This is a genomic window from Moritella sp. PE36 (genome assembly GCF_000170855.1).
Taxonomy (GTDB): domain Bacteria; phylum Pseudomonadota; class Gammaproteobacteria; order Enterobacterales; family Moritellaceae; genus Moritella.
This window is the reverse complement of the sequence record NZ_ABCQ01000113.1, coordinates 1-2,239: the sequence shown is the minus strand read 5'-3', so window position 1 is coordinate 2,239 and position 2,239 is coordinate 1. Positions and strand designations below refer to the sequence as shown.

Sequence of the window (2,239 nt, the reverse complement as noted above, 5' to 3'; positions counted from 1 at the left end):
GTCGGTATGTTACTCGCTGTACCGCTAACCATGATTGTTAAAATTGGCTTAGAAACCATTAATGATCAGAACTGGATGTCGATACTGATCAGTAGTGATGTCGACGTGAAGAAGAGTAGTGATGTCGACGTGAAGAAGAGTAGCGATGTTGACGTGAAAAAGAACAGTGATGTTGACGTAAAAAATAACCAAGAGGCTTGATCGCAATTTAGTGCTAATCGAGTATAATGCGGTGAATTGAATAAAGGGATGTACAGTGTGCATCCCTTTTTGTTTTGTAAGATTAATTAAGGTGAATAAGATTGTGACTGTCGCTATGTCCGAGGTTGATGTGAAATTTCCGCTTGAATTTATTGATTTTTCTGCTGTTGCAGAAGATGCTTGTCGCTTGTTCCATGGTCGTGGCCATACGTATGCTGGTTTCGAGCACATGAACATCGACTGGTTGCCACCAGTTGCTCTTATTACGCTATACAAAGAAGAAGAAAACGATTACTTATTATTGTTAGCAGAAGCGCTTCAAGCACAATTTGGTGAGCAATGTAAAACCGTACTGGTGCAATTCCGTTGTCGCGAACGTGCGCCAACAGCACTGTTCCTTGGCGAAGAATGTCACCGTACCGAGATCACTGAAAATGGCATGATCTTTAATCTTGAATTTGGTCGTGCGCAAAACACGGGTCTGTTCCTAGATATGGCCAATGGCCGTCAGTGGGTAAAAGACCACGCAGAGAATGCGAATGTATTAAACTTATTCTCCTACACTTGTGCCTTTTCTGTTGCTGCTTTAGCGGGTGGCGCAGACAAAGTGTTGAATGTTGATCTTAGCCGCACATCATTAACCGTAGGCCGTGATAATCATCACAGTAATAGCCAGGATCTTAAGCGTGTTAAATTTGAAAGTATTGATATCTTTAAATCATATGGCCGTTTACGTAAGCACGGTCCTTATGACCTGTTGATCTCGGATCCACCGTCATTCCAAAAAGGCAGTGTTGATATTAAACGCGACTACAGCAAGATCATTAAACGGATCCCACAGCTAGTGAAGCCGGGCGGTAAAGTGATGTTATGTTTGAATGCACCAGAGCTCGGTGAACAGTTCTTATTTGATAATGTTGCCGAGCATTGCCCTGATTGTGTATTCCAAGAGCAACTTGCGCCGCCAGCCGTATTCAAAGAAGCAGAAGACGGTAAAGGTCTTAAGGTATTAATCTTTACTTACTCGCCTAAAGCGGAATAATCGACATTAGCTGATAATCACTGTTGTTATGCCGTGATTATCAGGATTAATTTTTGATACTAGTTTAATTTTTTTCATCAATCAAGATGAAATGATGCGTTATTCTAGTCATTTTTACTCTAGTTAGTGTTAACACCATATAAATCCCCTCTCCTTATAAGCTACCTTGTTGTGTTCATCTTTCCTTAGATATTTACTCGTTTGCTGTTTTTGGCCTCAAAACTACCTATATCACTTTTAGTTATAACTTATACTAAGTTGTTCTATTTTGTTTATTATTGTTCAGTTTTAGTCAAGTTGTTGTAAGTTGAGGTAGTGCTCCCTTTGTTATTTAGTTAGTTTGCTTTCATATGAAGAGCTGATAATCAAAATGTTGATAAATAATTACAGAATGGATTTATTGACGAGGATCAATGTTTTCACCGAGATCAACAAATATTGCGGACTGAAAAATGCTGTGTTAGGATTAATACATGAGCTGAGCAAAGGGTTGTTCGGAGGAGTGTGATAAACGGGTTATCGATTATCGACATATTTTAACGATGTACTGTTAAGTACTATTAAGGTGATTATGATGGACTATAATGAAAACGATTTATCGTATTATCAACTTCAAGACGAATTACAACAAGAATTGGAAGCGGAATTACGCAAACAACTTGAAGATGAGTCAGGCGTAAACTAATCAGCTTAAACCGAATAGTTGACGATATATACTGATGATAAAGAAGCCTCGTGTGAGGCTTTTTTTATGCCTGCTATATACATCAACAGTGTTTAATTTTGTATATTTTTATGTATTTATATTGCTTTCACGACACCTACTATTAACTTATTTTGGGATTTATTATTTTATACACAAAAATGTCCGTATTGTGTATACATCTCCTTAGTATTACTTCACCTGTGTATAACTTTAAGTGTAAAAACGGTGTTGTGGACAAATAAGTTATATAATTGAATTGTTTTCCCCATAATATGTGTTTTTTTTAGGTT

The 2,239-nt window shown here is 37.6% G+C and carries 1 protein-coding gene and 1 pseudogene; both read left to right on the top strand.

Annotated elements, in window-relative coordinates; all coding sequences use genetic code 11:
• A pseudogene (locus PE36_RS23420) lies at positions 1 to 201 on the top strand (hypothetical protein); the annotation flags it as partial.
• A gap of 103 nt (positions 202 to 304) precedes the next feature.
• Positions 305 to 1,243, top strand: a complete 939-nt coding sequence (locus tag PE36_RS23415; protein WP_043995021.1) for a class I SAM-dependent methyltransferase — start codon at positions 305 to 307, stop codon at positions 1,241 to 1,243.
• Positions 1,244 to 2,239 lie beyond the last annotated feature (996 nt).